At 71.8% G+C, this 15,206-nt stretch carries 13 protein-coding genes, 1 other RNA gene and 1 pseudogene; 10 read left to right on the forward strand and 5 right to left on the reverse strand.

What is annotated here, in order from left to right; genetic code table 11:
* From ACWEVS_RS25055 to ACWEVS_RS25065, 3 genes and pseudogenes are all read left to right on the forward strand, one after another.
* A pseudogene (locus ACWEVS_RS25055) lies at window positions 1-881 on the forward strand (hypothetical protein); the annotation flags it as partial.
* A gap of 100 nt (window positions 882-981) precedes the next feature.
* On the forward strand, window positions 982-3,153 hold the full coding sequence (locus tag ACWEVS_RS25060) for a bifunctional SulP family inorganic anion transporter/carbonic anhydrase (RefSeq protein WP_452553598.1): 2,172 nt from the start codon (window positions 982-984) through the stop codon (window positions 3,151-3,153).
* Between the two features lie 63 nt (window positions 3,154-3,216).
* Window positions 3,217-4,224 (forward strand): NAD-dependent epimerase/dehydratase family protein, encoded by a 1,008-nt coding sequence (locus tag ACWEVS_RS25065; protein ID WP_452553600.1) that lies wholly within the window; start codon window positions 3,217-3,219, stop codon window positions 4,222-4,224.
* A gap of 81 nt (window positions 4,225-4,305) precedes the next feature.
* Here the strand turns inward: ACWEVS_RS25065 and ACWEVS_RS25070 are convergent, their stop codons facing one another.
* Window positions 4,306-5,049: a GNAT family N-acetyltransferase gene (locus ACWEVS_RS25070; RefSeq protein ID WP_452553601.1), complete on the reverse strand. Its 744-nt coding sequence runs from the start codon at window positions 5,047-5,049 to the stop codon at window positions 4,306-4,308.
* Between the two features lie 143 nt (window positions 5,050-5,192).
* Between ACWEVS_RS25070 and ACWEVS_RS25075 the strand changes: the two genes are divergently transcribed.
* From ACWEVS_RS25075 to ACWEVS_RS25090, 4 genes are all read left to right on the forward strand, one after another.
* Window positions 5,193-5,471: a hypothetical protein gene (locus ACWEVS_RS25075; RefSeq protein ID WP_452553603.1), complete on the forward strand. Its 279-nt coding sequence runs from the start codon at window positions 5,193-5,195 to the stop codon at window positions 5,469-5,471.
* 254 nt (window positions 5,472-5,725) lie between these two features.
* A complete protein-coding gene (locus ACWEVS_RS25080; RefSeq protein WP_452553605.1) occupies window positions 5,726-6,055 on the forward strand; it encodes a hypothetical protein in 330 nt (109 codons plus the stop codon).
* 263 nt (window positions 6,056-6,318) lie between these two features.
* Complete coding sequence (locus tag ACWEVS_RS25085) at window positions 6,319-6,885, forward strand: DUF6461 domain-containing protein (RefSeq protein ID WP_452553607.1); 567 nt, start codon at window positions 6,319-6,321, stop codon at window positions 6,883-6,885.
* A 15-nt stretch (window positions 6,886-6,900) separates the two neighbouring features.
* Entirely contained in the window at window positions 6,901-7,323 is a 423-nt protein-coding gene (locus ACWEVS_RS25090) for a site-specific integrase (RefSeq protein ID WP_452553608.1), read from the forward strand.
* Window positions 7,324-7,356: 33 nt separating this feature from the next.
* Here the strand turns inward: ACWEVS_RS25090 and rnpB are convergent.
* The 4 genes from rnpB to ACWEVS_RS25110 form a co-directional block, all read right to left on the reverse strand.
* An RNA gene (rnpB, locus tag ACWEVS_RS25095) (RNase P RNA component class A) lies at window positions 7,357-7,754 on the reverse strand.
* A 663-nt stretch (window positions 7,755-8,417) separates the two neighbouring features.
* Window positions 8,418-9,758, reverse strand: coding sequence for a bifunctional RNase H/acid phosphatase (locus ACWEVS_RS25100; RefSeq protein ID WP_452553609.1), 1,341 nt, complete (start codon window positions 9,756-9,758; stop codon window positions 8,418-8,420).
* A gap of 41 nt (window positions 9,759-9,799) precedes the next feature.
* Window positions 9,800-10,540, reverse strand: a complete 741-nt coding sequence (locus tag ACWEVS_RS25105; RefSeq protein ID WP_452553610.1) for a zinc ribbon domain-containing protein — start codon at window positions 10,538-10,540, stop codon at window positions 9,800-9,802.
* A gap of 2 nt (window positions 10,541-10,542) precedes the next feature.
* Entirely contained in the window at window positions 10,543-11,343 is an 801-nt protein-coding gene (locus ACWEVS_RS25110; protein WP_449924573.1) for a Nif3-like dinuclear metal center hexameric protein, read from the reverse strand.
* An 85-nt stretch (window positions 11,344-11,428) separates the two neighbouring features.
* Between ACWEVS_RS25110 and ACWEVS_RS25115 the strand changes: the two genes are divergently transcribed.
* Genes ACWEVS_RS25115 through ACWEVS_RS25125 form a run of 3 tightly spaced genes read left to right on the forward strand, consistent with a single transcriptional unit; the run spans window position 11,429 to window position 15,041 of the window.
* Window positions 11,429-12,862 (forward strand): flavin-containing monooxygenase, encoded by a 1,434-nt coding sequence (locus tag ACWEVS_RS25115; RefSeq protein WP_452414260.1) that lies wholly within the window; start codon window positions 11,429-11,431, stop codon window positions 12,860-12,862.
* Window positions 12,859-13,872, forward strand: coding sequence for a dipeptidase (locus ACWEVS_RS25120; RefSeq protein WP_449924579.1), 1,014 nt, complete (start codon window positions 12,859-12,861; stop codon window positions 13,870-13,872). Before ACWEVS_RS25115 ends, ACWEVS_RS25120 begins: the two co-directional genes overlap by 4 nt.
* The gene (locus tag ACWEVS_RS25125) at window positions 13,869-15,041 is read left to right on the forward strand and encodes a M20 family metallopeptidase (protein ID WP_452414263.1); all 1,173 of its coding nucleotides are present in this window, start codon (window positions 13,869-13,871) and stop codon (window positions 15,039-15,041) included. Before ACWEVS_RS25120 ends, ACWEVS_RS25125 begins: the two co-directional genes overlap by 4 nt.
* Window positions 15,042-15,206: the final 165 nt, after the last annotated feature.

The following is a 15,206-nucleotide window of genomic DNA, read 5'->3' on the forward strand; positions in this document are numbered from 1 at the left end:
CGGCCGCCGCCGCCGAGCGGCCGCTGGCCGACCTGGTCGAGCCGGCGCCGGCGGCCGAGCCGCGCCCCGCCGTCTCCACCTCCGACCTGGCCGACCAGCGCACGGTGACGTTCGCCGCCCCGACGCCCGACGTGATGAGCATCCTGGGCGCGGGCGCCAAGCCGGTGCCGCCGCCGCAGCCCGAGCCGCAGCCGAACAGCGGCTCCTTCTCCGCGTTCGGCAGCAACTCGTTCCCCGCCGTCAACAGCGGCTCCTTCCCCTCGGTGCCGGCCGCTCCGGTTCACGGGGCGCCGACGAGCGACCCGTTCCCCGCCTACGGCGCGGCCGACGCCGAGACGACCTGGCAGTCGGCGCAGCAGCCGGCACGGCAGTCGGCACAACAGCCGGCACAGCAGCAGCCCGCCGCGGGGCAGAACTCCGGCTCGTGGCCGGCTCCCCCCGCCCATGACGTGCTCGACGCCGCCGCCCCCGCCTCGTCGTGGCCCGCGTTCGAGACCTACACCCAGCCCGCCGCCGCCTTCCCCAACTCCTACGAGGTGCGCTCCGGCTGGGCCGCGCCCGACGACGACGCGCTGGTCACCGGGCCGACGCCCGCGGCCACCACGCCCACCGCCCCGGGCCGCGCGGTCTCGCCGTACGACGACGTGCTGGGCGGCGGCGCGCAGCGCGCCTCCGGTTACGAGCCGCAGGCGCAGACGCAGGCCACCCCGTACGCGCCGCCGGCCACGCCCGCCGCCTGGCCCGAGCAGCCCGCCGCGGGCGGCAGCTGGCCCTCCTACGGCGAGATGTACGGCCAGGAGGAGCCCGAGTCGGCCAGGCAGGGGCGCCGGGGCAACCACCACCGCGCCCCAGACCAGGACTATCCCGACTATTACCGCTGATCGTAAAGGCCTCTCGTAACAGGCGTTTCACCGGGCCGCCAGCGGTTACAGTCTGTCGGTGGACACTCAGAGTAATCGCCTGACTGCCCTTAGACACGATGTGCCCGCGTCGCTGGTGGTGTTCCTCGTCGCGGTCCCGCTGTCGCTCGGCATCGCCGTCGCCTCCGACGCCCCGCTGGCCGCCGGGCTGACCGCCGCGGTCGTGGGCGGCGTGGTGGCGGGGCTGTTCGGCGGCTCGGCCGTCCAGGTGAGCGGGCCCGCCGCCGGCCTGTCACTGGTGGTGGCCGAGCTCGTGCACACCTATGGCTGGCGGGCCACCTGCATGATCACGCTGCTGGCCGGTGTGGTGCAGCTGCTGCTCGGCGTGTTCAAGGCGGCCCGTGCGGCGCTGGCCGTCTCCCCCGCCGTCATCCACGGCATGCTGGCGGGCGTGGGCGTGGTGATCGCGCTGTCGCAGCTGCACGTGGTGCTGGGCGGCAGCCCGCAGTCCTCGGCCGTCGACAACCTGCTGGAGCTGCCCGCGCAGGTCGCCGACCTGCACGACCACGCGGCCGCGGTCGGGCTGATCACGATCGGCGTGCTGCTGGTGTGGAAGTGGCTGCCCCGCCGGGTCCGCCTGGTCCCCGGACCGCTGGCGGCGCTGCTGATCGCCTCGGTCGCGGCGGCGGCGTTCAGCCTGGACGTCACCCGGGTGGACCTGCCGGAGAACCTCCTGCAGTGGGTGCCCCCCGTGCTGCCCGCGGGCGACTGGCACGGCATCCTCGCCGCGGTGCTGCTGGTGGCGCTGCTGGCGGGCGTGGAGTCGCTGCTGTGCTCGGTGGCCGTCGACAGCCAGCACGACGGCCCACGCACCGACCTGGACAGGGAGCTGCGCGGGCAGGGCATCGCCAACATCGTCTCGGGCGCGCTCGGCGGGCTGCCGACGGCCGGCGTGATCGTGCGCAGCACCACCAACGTCCAGGCGGGCGCCCGCAGCCGCTGGTCGACCGTGCTGCACGGCGTGTGGGTGCTGGTCTTCGTCCTGTGCTTCGGCTGGGCCATCCGGCTGATCCCGCTGGAGGCGCTGGCGGCGCTGCTGGCCTTCATCGGCCTGCAGATGTTCAACCTGGGTCATGTGCGCAAGGTCCACGGCCACGGCGAGGTGCCCGTCTACCTCGTCACGCTGGCGGGCGTGGTCGTCCTCGGCCTGGCCGAGGGGGTGCTGTTCGGGCTGGCGCTGGCCGTCCTGCTCGCGTTGCGGCGGCTGACGTGGATCTCGGCGCACGTACGGCAGGAGCAGGACGGGCGCCGACACGTGACGATCTCGGGATCGCTCACCTTCCTCGGCGTGCCGCGCCTCACCGACGAGCTGCGCGCCATCCCGCCGGGCGTGCCCGTCGACCTCGACCTCAACATCGACTTCATGGACAACGCCGCCTTCGAGGCGCTGCACTCGTGGCGGCTCATGCACGAGCGCTCCGGCGGCAGCGTCGACATCGACGAGCTGCACGACGAGTGGTACAGCCTGGCCGCCGCCGGCCACCGCATGTTCCCCGCCAAGACGCCGGCCAAGGCGCACGAGCACGGGTGGCTACCATGGGCGCACCGCCGCAGGCGCAAGAAGGCGACGGTGCCCGAGCAGGGCGGTCCGGCCGAGTGCGAGCTGACCGTGGGGGCGCGCGAGTTCCACCGGCGGGCGGCGCCGCAGATGCGGCCCATCTTCACCGAGCTGGCGCGCCGGCAGCAGCCGACGCACCTGTTCATCACCTGCGCCGACTCCCGCATCGTGCCCACGCTCATCACCGCCAGCGGTCCAGGCGACCTGTTCGTGGTGCGCAACATCGGCAACATGGTCCCCCGGTACGGCGCCGAGCCGCACGACGACTCGATGGCGGCGGCGATCGAGTACGCGACGCAGGTGCTGGGCGTGCGGACGATCACGGTGTGCGGCCATTCGGGGTGCGGGGCGATGGCCGGGCTGCTGTCGGGCGGGGAGAAGGCGGGCAGCCTGCCCGGGCTGCGGCGGTGGCTGCGGCACGGCAACCACAGCCTGGCCCGGTTCATCCTCGGCGACAGCGACGGCAGCGACAGCGGGCCGCTGGACCGGCTGTGCAGGGTGAACGTGACGCAGCAGCTGGAGAACCTGCGCACGCACCGGAAGGTCGCCGAGCAGGTGGCCGCCGGGTCGCTGGAGCTGGTGGGGCTCTACTTCGACATCGCCTCGGCCAGGGTGCACATCCTGCCCTCCCCCGAGGTGCCCGTGCCGGCCGGTGAGGAGGAAGCCGTCTCGTGAGCCCGCCTACGCTCTCGGTGAAGCCGCGGCGTGAATCGCGTGCCATACCCGAAGAATGCTCGTATGAGAGTTCTGGTCATCGGAGGTTCAGCGTTCCTCGGCCGCGCGATCGTGTCCGAGGCGCTCGGGCGCGGTCACGAGGTCACGACCTTCAACAGGGGGCAGAGCTACCCTGACGTGCCTGGCGTGGAGGCCGTCCGCGGCGACAGGGAGTCGGCGGCGGACCTCGAACGCCTGGTGGACGGGCGGCAGTGGGACATCGTCGTGGACACCTCGGCGTTCGTGCCGCGCGTGGCCGGGCAGTCCGCGCGGCTGCTGTCCGGCCACGCCGGCACCTACGCCTTCGTCTCGACGGTGTCGGCCGTGCGCGGCTTCCCGGCCGAGCCGGCGACCGACGAGTCAGGGCTGTTGGACTGCGCGCCCGACGCCGGTCCCGACGACGGCGACTACGGCGTGCTCAAGGCGGGCTGCGAGCGCGCGGTCGAGCAGGGCTTCGACGGCAACACACTGATCATCCAGCCCGGGCTCATCCTCGGCCCGCACGAGAACGTCGCGAGGCTGCCGTGGTGGCTGACCAGGATCGAGCGCGGGGGTCAGGTGCTGGCTCCCGGCGACCCCTCGGTGGCCATGCAGCTCATCGACGCCCGCGACATCGCGATCTTCACCCTCGACCAGGCGGAGAAGGGCGTCCGCGACCGCTTCATGGTCACCGGGCCGGCGGGCAACACCACCTACGGCGAGTGGCTGGAGCTGTGCAGGCAGGCCACCGGCTCCGACGCGGAGTTCGTGTGGGTGGACGACCAGTTCCTCCTCGACCACGAGGCCGGTGCCTGGATGGAGCTGCCGCTCTGGACGCCGCGCACTCCCGAGACGGCCAACTTCTGGACGATCTCCACGGCGAAGGCGGAGGCGGCGGGGCTGCGCTGCCGTAGCGTGGCCGAGACGGTCCGCGACACCTGGGAGTGGCTGCGGGAGATCCCGGTCGCCGAGCGGGTGTTCGGCCGGAGGAACGTCCACGGCATCGCGCCCGAGAAGGAGGCGGCGATTTTGGCCGCCTGGGCGGCACGCTAGCGGACGACCGCACGCCGCGCCCCGGGCCGGGGGACATCCCGGCCCGGTCGGGCGGTCGCGGGGCTGGTCAGCGGGTGCGGGTCAGGGGGACGACCACCAGGTCGACTGCGTGACGGTGGTGAAGCCGAGCGAGTCGTAGAGCGGCTTGCCCGCGCTGGCCGCCGTCAGCGTGACCGGCAGGTCCTTCAGCAGTCCGCCGAGCACCGCGTGCATGAGCGCCCGCCCGACGCCGAGCGAGCGGAAGCCGGGCAGGGTGGTCACCCAGTACAGCCCGCCCACCGTGCCGTCGGCGACCGTCACGCACGCCCCCGCGGGCTCGCCGTCCTTCTCCGCGACGAAAAGATCGACGCCCTCGTGGCCCAGCAGCGCCGCCGGGAAGGCCTGGCCGGCGAGGTGCGGCTGGAAACGGGACAGCGGGAAACCCTCGACGACGATCCGCTCGGCCGTCTCCAGCTGCTCCGCACGCTCGACCCTGACGATCTCGACGGCCGGGGGCGGCAGGGCCGTACCGGGTCTGCGGATCATGACGGGCATCCGGCGCGGGGTCAGCCCGATCGCGGTCATGTCGACGACGCCGTAGGAGTCCTCGACCAGCGCGGGGCCGCGGGTCCAACCCTCGGCCAGCGCGGTCAGCTCGGCGACGTCGGACGCGTCGGGCGAGGAGGACTGCAGGATGATCCGCAACCCCGCCCGCTCGTCGCCGGCCACGGCGACGAAGCCGGGCCGCTCGACCACGTCGTGGCCACGCGCGCCGGCCAGCGCCTTCCACAACGCCGTCGCGTTCGTGGTGGCCAGGCGGAGCTCGGCCAGGTCGGTGATGGTCATGGAAGGGACCCTACAAGAGCGCGCCCTGACCTACGGCGACCGGATCGGCCGGCCCGACGGCCGCCTCCGGGATCTGGGTGACATGCCGCCCCTCGGCGCCCTTGTGGCATCCTGAGAGGCCCGCGATCACGAGGAGATCAGTGATGGCCCACCCTCCCGGCACGCAGCCCGTGCCCCGGCGCACCCCTCTCAGCGCGGAGGAGAAGGTCCGCGCCGAGGCGAACTTCGTGCCACTCGTCGCCGAGCAGCTCGCCGCCGGCGGCCGGTTCCGGGTGAGCGCCGACACTCCGGAGCTGGTGGAGCTGTTCCAGGGGGTCGCCCGCAGGGTGGGTGACCTGCTCCAGCGCCCTGTGGTCAGCTACGCCAACGGCAGGTACATCGTGATCGAGTTCGGCCGGGAGGAGGCGGGTCTCACCGCCTGAGGTCTCTGCTCGGCGCATGCCGTCCGCCCTGACACACGATCCAGGTCACGGGGACGTTCCGTCATCACGGACGGTCACCGTCCCCTTGCAAAACTCCTGCTGAGCAGGCCTCGCGCCCTCGTCGGCCGAACATCACGAAGTACCCCCGTCCTGATTGCCTTGCCTCCCGTCGGCGCTGATGGTGGGAAATTGTCGGTGGCGATCTCAGCACGACAGGCCGCGGCTCGAACTGTACTCAGGACGGGAGACCGACCATGTCGAACCTGCACAAGAGGGCTGGCGCCAATCGTTCCGCCGCTGCCCTGCACGTGAACCCGCTCTACAGCGGGCTGATCTCCGAAGGCGGGGTGCCGCGCTACCGGCTCCCCGACGGCCCCATGCACCCCGACGCCGCGCTGGCGATCATGCTGGGCACCGAGGGAGGCGCCCACGCCGAGCTGCGCCCCTGCGTGGACGTGGACTACTCGACCGAGACCGTGCACCGCTTCTTCGCCGACGACGTCCGGCGGCTGGCCGAGAAGTACGTCGAGACCATCGCCGGCCGCGGCGAGGCCGAGCTGAAGCCCAGCCAGGCCCCGCGATAGGACTCGAACCAGCTTCCCGCCGTTTGGGTCAGTCCACTCTGATCCACGCCCAAGGTCCGGCGGTTCAAGGACGTACACCCCGGTCCACTCTCGTCCGTCTCGTGTGGCTCCCGATTTGGCTCCTCTTAAGGCTCTCCGCCTATCGCGCCTTTCGTCTCCGAGCGCGTTCGCGTTCGGCGGCGGGCAGTGAGTTCGTCGGCGACCACTCCAAGAATGCGCAGGCGACAACCATATCTGTCGGAGTCGGCTGGCATCATGACGACATGACCATGCAGCCCTTCGATATCTCGTGGCTCTGCGGCGAATACGCCGAAGAATGCTACAGCTTCATCTATGTCCGTGCCACACCTGAACAGGTGGTTGCACGTCTCGGTGGTCAATGGGAGGACTTCACGTCGGGGCCCTTCCCCGACAACGCCGATCACTACTCAAGGGGACCTCTCGGCGTCACCTCCGTCGGCGATTGGACGTTCGTTTTCGATCCCGACTGGCTCGGCACTGACGAAGACGTGATCACTAGACTCTCCGAGGGCACCCGTCTCATCTCCCAAGCGGCACTCGGCATCAAGTGCATGGACTACTTCTATTGGTGTGAGGACGGTGAGATCAGATTCGCCTGGGGAGGCGATGAGGGATACCTGACGGAGATTCCGGACGAACTCGTAGACACGATGACAGAGATCGACAGGCTCTTCCCATCGTCTCCCCGGCTCTACGAGGGACCAGCCTTCCTACTCGTAGAGCACCTGACCGGGATCAGAGCGACGGAAAACCTCCTGAAGGGCTCCACGTTCATGTGGGGCGTCGTCCCCATACCAACCAAGTCGTAGTCCCCTTACGGGAAGTTGGTCGAGCTCAAGACCAGAGCATCACGACGCACTCTGCCGGTCGATGACCTCATTCTCGCCAGGCTCGCAGAGCACCAAGAGCGTTACTCGGCCGGTCCGGAGGGTGCGCTCATCACCAACCGATGTGGCCGGATCGCTCAACGCAAGTCGTTCAACGAGTGCTGGCGCGAGGCCGTGAAAAAGGCCGGCCTTCCCAAAGGCACTCGATTTCACGATCTGCGGCACTTCTACGCCTCCGGGCTGATCAAGGCGAACCTCAACCCCAAGGTGATTCAGGCCCGTCTCGGTCACGCCACCATCGCGGAGACGATGGACACCTACGGTCAACTTTTCCCGGACCAAGACGATCTCGGACGTGGAGCGATCGACGCGCTTCTTCTTCCCAAGATCGCGGAACAGGGACGGAACGGGCAATCTTGAACAGTGCTCCGCCCCTGGTCACAGGGGCGGAGAGAGACGAGCCGGCCTGTAGGCCGGGTTCTGTCCTTCGCGAACGAAGGGGCGACCATCCATCTAGGACCGCCGTTGCCGGCGGTCTCAAGCGGTCTACCCGCGCGACTCGGACGGGCAGTCCTCGAACGCCGCGCGCGGGACGCTCCTGCTGGGGCGTCCCTTCTTGACCTTGCTCCGGGTGGGGTTTACCTAGCCGCTCACGTCACCGCGAGCGCTGGTGGTCTCTTACACCACCCTTTCACCCTTACCTCCCGGATGTCCGGGAGGCGGTCTGCTCTCTGTGGCACTGTCCCGCGGGTCACCCCGGGTCGGGGTTACCGACCACCCTGCCCTGCGGAGCCCGGACCTTCCTCGGCGAGCCCCGCGAAGGGGCTCGACGCGGTCGCCCGGCCGGCTCGTCTGCAGGGAGGTTATCAAACTCCCAGCCACCTCCAATCCATCCACAAGAGCCCCGTGATGTCCTGGGGTGGTCATCGTCTGAGGGGGACGGTGCCCACGGCTCGGTCGTGCCGGGTGAAACCTCGCGGCATCCGGCCCGACCGGGCCGTGACCGGACGACGGTCACGCCTCGGCCCACACGCTCCTGGGATGCCTGGGCGGTGCCCGAGGGCGCGGGCTCCTCGTGCCGACCCACGGAGCGGGCGAACCTGACTGGACCCTCCTGGCCCGCCGGCCTGCCGCGTCCGCAGGCGGGTGTTCACCCAGGGCACGGCGGGCGGGGCACCGCGGGCGGGGTGGGAACGCGGGCGGGGTTCCGCCCGCCTCCAGGGCCACGGGAGCGGGGACCCGGCGCGGCCCCGGCGCAGGCGTTCTGCCCTTGGTCCGGTGGGCCGGGGTTCTGCCCTTGGTCCGGTGGGCCAGGGTTCTGCCCTTGGTCCGGTGGACCGGGGTTCTGTCTGGACCCCGTTCTGCAGCCGACGGGCCGAGGTCCGCCCGAAGACAGCGGTCCGAGGCGCTACCTGGCGGCAGCGGTCCGAGGCGCAACCCACGGGGCTGTGGGCCGCGGTACTGCCCAGCAGGCCGAGGGACCGCCCGAAGACAGCGGGTCGGCAGGTGGGGGGTCAGTGCAAGTGGCTGATGTCGTTGAACGCCTTCACGACGGCGGGCCCGTCGGCGTAGAAGTCGATCAGGGACAGGCACGCCACGTCGAGATGCATGCGGTACAGCGCCTCGGGCGGCGCGAGCAGCGCGAGCCTGAGGAGCGTCTTGATCGGCGTGACGTGGGAGACGACCAGCACGGTCTTGCCTTCGTACTGCTCGACCAGCCGGTCCCTGGTCGCCTCGACGCGTCGGGCGACCTGGGTGAAGCTCTCCCCCCTGGGTGGCGCGACGGCGGGGTCGGCCAGCCAGGCGGCCAGCTCGTCCGGCCACTCGCGCTGGATCTCGGTGAAGGTGTGCCCCTCCCAGGCGCCGAAGTCGGTCTCCCTGAGGCCTTCGTCCACCTCGACGTCCACGCCGACGAGCCGCGCCACCATCTCGGCGGTCTGGCGGGCCCGCTTGAGCGGGGAGCTGACGATCACGTCGATCCGGTACGGCGGCGCCGCCAGCCTGCGCGCGGCGGCGCCGGCCTGGGCCAGGCCGTTCGCGGTGAGTTCGGCGTCGCCGAGCCCCGAGAAGCGGCGTTCGGCCGACAGCGGGGTCTCGCCGTGGCGCAGCAGGAGGAGCGAGGTGGCGACCCTGGTGGCGGGGCCCCAGCCGGTGCCCTTGGCGGCCTGCCGGGTGACCAGCGAGGCGGTCGGCGCCGACAGGTCGAGCAGGTCGGTCTGCCCGCCGGTCTTCGGCGCCGAGGGTGCCTCCCGTCCGGCCCCCGCGGGCGGCGTCTCCGGCACGCCCCCGGTCTCGGGGATCGCGCGACCGCCCGGCGAGCCCGCCCCGGCAGCCTCCCGCGAGCCCGGCTCCGAGGCGCCGCGCGAGCCGGCCGCCGAAGCGCCGCGCGCGCCCGCCTCCGGTACGGCGGTGCCGCCCGCCTGCCACGCCAGTCCCTTGGCCGCGGCGTCCATCGCCTCGTTGGCCAGCCGGTCGGCGTGCTTGTTGCGCTCGCGGGGGATCCACGTCCACCCGGTGATCCGCAGCCGCCTGGCCAGGCCCTGCGCCTCGAGGGCGAGCGGCCTGAGCCCCTCGTTCTTGATCTTCCAGCGGCCGGCCATCTGCTCGATGACGAGCTTGGAGTCCATACGGACCTCGACCTCGGCGCCTTCACCGCCGAGGTCGAGCACGGCGGCGAGCCCCGCGACCAGGCCGCGGTACTCGGCGACGTTGTTGGTGGTGACGCCGATCGCCTCGGCCCGCTCGGCGAGGACCTGGCGGTCGCGAGCGTCCATCACGACGGCCCCGTAGCCGGCGGGGCCGGGATTGCCTCTCGACCCGCCGTCGGCCTCGACGAGGTACGGGGTCGTGCTCATGGAAGCTCCTTGATCGCTGCCGGCCGGTTCGGCGGCCTGGGTCAGATGCCGGACTCGGGGGTGCGGACGAGGATGCGGCGGCATTCCTCGCAGCGCAGCACCTCGTCGTGGGGGGCGGCCTTGATGCGGTTCATGTCGGCGATCGACAGCGTCACCTTGCATCCCATGCAGCGGCCGCCGTGCAGCATCGCGGCGCCCACGCCGTACTGGCCGCGCAGCTTCTCGTACAGGGCGAGCAGGTCGGCGGGGATGTCGGGGAGCACGCCCGCGCGGCGGCCCTCGACGTCGGCCGTCTCCTTGTCGATCTCGGCCAGGGCGGCGTCGCGACGGTCCTCGGCGGCGGCCCTGGTGGTCGCGATTTCGTCGCGCCTGGCGATCAGGTCGGTGACCTTGGAGTCGGCGGCCTCGCGGCGCTCCATGATCTCCAGGACGACCTCCTCGAGGTCGCCCTGGCGGCGGTGCAGCGAGGCGATCTCGGACTGCAGGCTGGACAGGTCCTTGGGCGAGGTGACCATGCCGGAGTCGAGGCGCTTCTGGTCGCGGTCGGCGCGGGTGCGCACGGTCTCGACGTCGCTTTCCGCCTTGGTCTGCTCGCGGTACAGGTCACCGGCCTCGGTCTCGGCGGCGATCACCTGGGTGGCCAGCTGGGCCAGCTGCTTCGACTGCTCGTCGATCTCGGCCAGCTCGGGCAGGGTACGGCGGCGGTGCGCCAGGCGGTCGGCAGCGGAGTCAAGCTCGGCCAGGTCGAGCAGTCGCTTCTGAGCGGCAGGGGCTGCTTTCATGATCAATATCCTTTTGTCCAAGCATCGGTGACCGTGGCGGAGACGCGCGTCTCAACGTTAACGCCACTGGAGCTCAGGATGGACGCCGCGCTGTCGAGCCATGGCCACTCGGTGGCCCAGTGGGCGGCGTCGATCAGGGCGGGACCGCCGGCCTCGACGAACTCGCTGGCGGGGTGGTGACGCAGGTCGGCGGTGAGGAAGACGTCGACGCCGGCGGCGCGTGCCGTACCGAGGAGGGAGTCTCCTGACCCGCCGCTGACGGCCACGCGCGTGACGGGCCTGGACGGGTCGCCCGCGACGCGCAGGCCCCACGAGGTCTTCGGCAGCCCGGCAGCGGCCTGCTCGGCGAACGCGCCGAGCGTCATCGTGCGGGGCAGGTCGCCGACGCGGCCGAGGCCGCGCCAGGGGTCGTCGGGGAACGGCTGCAGCGGCACCAGGTCGCCGACCAGGCCGACGGCGCGGGCCAGGGCGTCTGAGACGCCGGGGTTGGCGACGTCGGCGTTGGTGTGGGCGGTGTAGAGGGCGACGTCGTTGCGGATCAGGTCGTGGATCAGCCTGCCCTTGTAGGTGGTCGCGGCGACGCTGGTGGTGCCGCGCAGGTAGAGCGGGTGGTGGACGACGATCAGGTCGGCGCCCCAGTCGAGCGCCTCCTCGGCCACGACGGGCACGGGATCGACCGCGAACAGCACCCGCCGCACCGCCTGGTCGGGGTCTCCGCAGACCAGGCCCACGGCGTCCCACGACTCGGCCCTGCCAGGCGGATAGGCGGCCTCGAACACGTTGATCACATCAGCCAGCGTCACCTGCGCAGACTACCGGTTCGGCCACCTCGACACGTGAGCGAGCGCCGCCTAACGTAAGTGGATCCTGACATCTGTGGAGGGGCGCATGAGGGTCGCGATCATCGGTGCGGGGTTCGGCGGGCTGTGCATGGCGATCAGGCTCGAGCAGGCGGGCATCGGCTCCTACACGGTCTTCGAGAAGGCGGACGGCCTCGGCGGCACGTGGCGCGACAACACCTATCCGGGAGCGGGCTGCGACATCCCCTCCCAGCTGTATTCGTACTCGTTCGAGAAGGACGCGAGCTGGACGCGCCGCTACCCCGGGCAGCCGGAGATCCTCGCCTACCTGGACAGGTGCGCCGACAAGTACGGCGTCCGGCCGAAGATCCGCTTCGGCGCCGAGGTCGTCGCGGCGGACTTCGACGGTCGGCGCTGGCGGGTCACCACGGGTGAGGGGAGCGAGGAGTTCGACGTCGTGGTGTCGTGCGTGGGCCAGCTGACCCGTCCCGCGTACCCGCCGATCCCTGGACGGGAGAGCTTCGCGGGCGTCGCCTTCCACAGCGCCCGCTGGAACCACGACCACGACCTGACCGGCCGCCGGGTGGCGGTGATCGGCAACGGCTCTTCCGCCGCGCAGTTCATCCCCCGCATCCAGCCGCTGGCCGCCCGTCTCGACGTCTTCCAGCGCACCCCCAACTGGGTCATCCCCAAGCCCGACCCGACGTTCGGGCCGGCGGCGCGGCTCGCCCTGCGCCTGGTCCCCGGCCTGCGGCGGGCCTACCGCGAGTGGATCTACCGGTACGCCGAGGGCACCCTCTACCCCGCCCTCGCCCGCGGCTGGAGCGCCGGCCTGCTGAGGAAGCGGGCGCTCGGCCACCTGCACGCCCAGGTCGCCGATCCGGTCCTGCGGGCCAAGCTCACCCCCCGCTTCCCGGTCGGCTGCAAGCGGGTGGTCATCGACAGCGCGTTCTACCCGGCGCTCACCCGGCCCAACGTGGAGGTCGTCACGGACCCGATCGTCAGGGTCACGCCGGAGGGGGTGCAGACCACCGAGGGCGTGCGCGCGGCCGACACGATCATCTACGCCACGGGCTTCCGCACCACCGAGTTCCTGCAGCCGATCGCGTTCACCGGGCTGGGCGGGGTGTCGCTGACCGACCAGTGGAAGGACGGCGCCGAGGCGTATCTCGGCATCGCGGTGCCGAACTTCCCCAACCTGTTCCTGGTCTACGGGCCGAACACCAACCTCGGCCACAACTCCATCGTCTTCATGATCGAGTGCCAGGTGCGGCACGTCATGGCGTGCCTGCCGTACCTGGAGAGAAACGGGCCGATGGAGGTCAGGCCCGAGGCCATGGCGGCCTGGCGGCGGCAGCTGGCGGCGGCGATGGAGCGGATGGTGTGGGGCGGCGGCTGCCAGAGCTGGTACAAGACCGCCGACGGGCGCGTCGTCAACAACTGGCCGGGACGCGCGGGCCTGTACCGCAGGCTCACCGCTCTCCCGCCGCTCGACGCCTACCGGATAACGTCATCGGCATGACGTCGCATGTGGTGGCTGACACGCACAACGATCTCCTCATGGCGGTCTCGGCGAGACCGCCCGACCGGTGGGCGGACTTCTTCCGCACCCAATGGCTTCCCCAGCTGCGCGCCGGCCGGGTGAACCTCCAGGTCCTGCCGGTGTTCATCTCCTCGGAGTACCGTCCGGAGGGATCACTCAGGCAGACGTTGCGCATGATCGAGTGCGCGCACGTGATCGCCGAGGGCAACCCCGACGAGGTCGCGCTGTGCACGGACGCCGCGCAGATCGACGCGGCCATCGACGCCGGCAGGATCGCGCTGGTGCTGGCGATGGAGAGCATGCCCGGCATCGACGCCAGCGTGGAGCTGATCCCGACGATGCACCGCCTCGGCGTGCGGATCGCCTCGATCGCGCACTGGGGCCGCACCCCGCTGGCCGACGGCAGCGGCGAGGACGCCACCGGCAGCGGCCTCACCTCCCACGGCGTCGAGGCGCTGAAGGAGATGGAGCGGCTGGGCATCCTGTTCGACGTCTCCCACCTGGGCGCCTCGGGCGTCGCGCACGTGCTGGAGCTGGCGACCAAGCCGGTGATGGCGACCCACTCCTCGGCGCGCGCCCTGCGCGACCACCACCGCAACCTGACCGACGAGCAGCTCAGGGGCGTGGCCGGGACCGGCGGCGTGGTCTGCGTGAACTTCCTGGCCGCCTTCCTCACCGAGAACGCCCGCGAGGCCACGCTCGACCACGTGCTCGACCACATCGAGCACATCGCGGGCGTCGTGGGGATCGACCACGTGGGCCTCGGGCCCGACTTCATGGACGAGGTCAGGCGCGACCTCACGCCTCCGTGCTGCGAGAGCGTCACCTCCACCGGTCTCGACGTCGCCGCCGCCGTACCGGGGCTCGAGGGACCCCGCGGCCTGCCACTGGTCACCGAGGGGCTGCTGGCGCGGGGGCTGCCGGAGGCCGACGTGCACAAGATCGTCGGCGGGAACGTGCACCGGTTCTTCGGAAAGGCGCTGGCGTGATCGAGGATCTGGAGGAACTGGTCGGCTGCGAGTCCTTCTCCAGCGACCTGGAGGCGGTGGCGCGCAGCGCGAAGGTCGTCGCGGCGATGGGCGCGCGCCACCTGGGCGCGCAGCCGGAGACGATCGTCGTCGACGGTGTCACGCACCTGCGGTGGACCTTCGGCGAGCCGAAGGTGCTGCTGCTCGGGCACCACGACACCGTCTGGCCGATCGGCACGCTGGCCACCCACCCGTGGTCGGTGGTGGACGGCATCGCGCGCGGCCCCGGCGTCTTCGACATGAAGGCGGGGCTGGTGCAGATGTTCCACGCGCTGGCCGGGCTGGAGACGCTCGACGGCGTCAGCGTGCTGGTGACGGGTGACGAGGAGGCCGGCTCCATCACCTCGCGCGCGCTGATCGAGGACTCCGCGCGCGGTCTCGCGGCCGCGTTCGTGCTGGAGGCCAGCGCGGACGGCGGCGCGCTCAAGACCGCCCGCAAGGGCACCTCCGACTACACGCTCACCGTGCACGGCAAGGCGGCGCATGCCGGGCTGGAGCCGTGGAAGGGGGCCAACGCGGGGATCGAGCTCGCCCACCAGATCCTCACGATCGCGGGGATGGCGGCGGTGGTGGACTCGGACGAGCCGGGCGGCCCGGCCGGCCCGGGCGGTCCGGGCGGTCCGGGCGGCTCCGGGGACGCGGCGGCGCCGGCAGGCTCCGGCGGGCCGGTCGCGGGAACGACGGTGACGCCGACGGTCCTGTCCGGCGGGACCACCGTGAACACGGTGCCCGCCCTGGCGCACGTGGGGGTGGACGTGCGGGTGCCGACCCTGGCCGCCCAGGCCAAGGTGGACACGCTCATGCGGGCGCTGTCGCCGCGGCTGGAGGGCATCCGGCTGGAGGTGCGCGGCGGGCCGAACCGGCCGCCGATGGAGGCGGCGCAGTCGGCCCGGCTGTTCGCGCTGGCGCAGCGGCTGGCGGAGGAGCTGGGGCTCGGGGCGCTGACGTCGGCCTCGGTGGGCGGCGCCTCGGACGGGAACTTCACCGCCGGCCTGGGCGTGCCGACGCTCGACGGGCTCGGCGCGGTCGGCGGTGGCGCGCACGCGGACCACGAGCACGTCGTGGTGGCGGAGCTGCCGCGCCGGATGGAGCTGCTCAGGGCGCTGGTCCGCGCGGTGCTGGCCGCCTGACCCCGAAGGCCGCGCGGGGCGCCGCTGCCGCGGCGCCCCGCCCGCAACACCCCGCCGCGACACCCCTCCCGCAACACCGCGCCGGCAAGACCGCGCCGGCAAGCCCCTCTTGGTGAGACCCGTCGGTGAGACCCCACAACGAGACCGCGCCGGCAACGCGCCGCC

The sequence above is a fragment of the Nonomuraea sp. NPDC003754 genome, from assembly GCF_053605785.1.